General features: G+C 38.7%; 1 protein-coding gene. It reads right to left on the bottom strand.

Annotated elements, in window-relative coordinates:
* Nucleotides 1-1,967 (bottom strand): C80 family cysteine peptidase (locus BAZSYMA_RS00605; protein ID WP_143243037.1); only part of this gene is annotated, 1,967 nt, incomplete at both ends.

The raw sequence follows: 1,967 nt of genomic DNA, 5'->3' as shown, positions 1-1,967 counted from the left end.
ATACTTTTGTATTCATCAATACTGATTGCGTTGTTTTCTGTAATGATTTGTATTTCAGAAACAGGAGTGCTACTCATCTCCATTGCCCCTCTGAATTGCTCTAACAGATCTTGTAGAGAGTATTCATTTGTCATCATAAAGATTTTAGGGATCTTCGGCCCAAGGGTTTTTGAAAGAGAATAGACGACATCTGTATCGCCTTTTATGTAGTCAGATTGAACGCTTGAAAACTTTTCATCATAAAATTTATAAGCATACTTTCTGCCGTCCGTTCCTGTTGTTCCGCCGACATGGGTGCGATCATTGTCTTTATAATAATAAGCAAACGAACCTCGATTAGACCCAGAAATACTATAAGATAAAACATCTGCATCGGTTTGACGACTGAGTGTATCTATAAGACCCGCATAAGAGCGTGCATCATTCTGAGCATACCAATCGGCCTCACCTTCACCCAGTTTTATACTGATTTGTTTCATTGAAGCGTCAGCGGGTAATTGTCCTTTAAAATCACTCAGAACCTCTGAAGTTTGTTCAAAACTGCCTGCGATCATCCGAACTTTTAAGTCGCCCTTTAGATTCTCTATAGGTCTATCTAATTGCAACGAACCATCTTCAGCGATAGAAATAACGACATGGTAGTGTTCATCTGAATAAGGGTCTAAGCGGCTGACTTTACCCTCTTTATAACCCCATAAAACCTTGCCTTCCTCAAGGTGGTAAGCGTTGTCGGTAAATCTTCTACCACTTTGATCGTCTATTGATACATCGTATAACCGAGAACTGACCTTAGTCTCAATGCCATTTTCTTTCAGTCCGATTAAGGTATTCTTTGAAAAATCAGGGCCTAGGCTACATCCCACCATGGAAACTTTTTCAATAGTTGAATTTTTAGGGAAATCCTCTCTTAAGGTAACAATATCATTGACGATATCACGATAGGTTCTATCTGCTGTTGTTGTCTCTAGACCCTTATCATCGCCATGTCCATTAAAAACAAGTTTAATATCACTGGTTTCTGGTATCTCGCTTAAACTCAATCCATGCACCACCCGATAGTTGCCTTCCTTATCCATTTGAATCAGAGTGGAATTTGTAAAATGTTTGCCGGTCAGGGCTGCTGAGCTCTCTGCAATAATGCTTTCATCTTCTATCTGCACAAAAACATGATAAATGTCCTTGGAGAAAGGGCTAACCTCGTGCGTATCTGGCACTGCAAATTTTTCCCATTGCTGTAATGCATATTGAGATCTTTGAGCCGAATCTATGAGAGAGCGCAAGCCATTTAGAAAATCTTGTGTTGCTGGCTCGTATTTAGATTGGTTCTCTTGATATGCATCTAATTCACTTTTAATACCTTCTAACATTTCCAGTTTTTTGTCAATATCTGAACCGCTTTTACTCTTGTCCATTTTATCTATCAAGCCATATATAAAAGGATTTTCGATGCGGCTCTGCACAAATCCATAGACTTTTTCTAACTTCACTTTAATTGCTTGCGTGCCTAAATTATCCTCTATATCGCTGGCTATTTCCCTTAAAAATCCCACCCTAGATTCATATTTCATTTCCTTGGTTTGCAGAATATCTTCTTTTAATTTGTTTAAAAAATCATAACACCTTTTTCTTTCTCCTTCGTCTTCAATTAATGTATCTAACGATTGCATCATTTCATCCACAAGGGTTAAATGATCATCAAAATCACCCAATGGATTCTTTAACACTTCACTGTGGTTTTTAGCGGTTTCAGTTTTTTGACTCATTCCTCCTTTATCTACATCCCAACTATAAACTGTCTTAATGCCCCCTGTTAGCATGGTTTTGGTGCCATCAGAGTTGACTTCTATTTGTGTTGTTCTACCAGTCACTTCGGCGTTGATTGTGCCATTACCGCCGTCATACAATTTTTGTGCAACTGATTGCGCTAAAGAGGTAATTTCAGCTGAAGCGCCGCTTAAAGAGGGTTT

This window comes from Bathymodiolus azoricus thioautotrophic gill symbiont (genome assembly GCF_001298715.1).
Taxonomy (GTDB): domain Bacteria; phylum Pseudomonadota; class Gammaproteobacteria; order PS1; family Pseudothioglobaceae; genus Thiodubiliella.
Note: the sequence above shows the minus strand (reverse complement) of the source record. Positions and strands in the feature narration are given on the sequence as shown.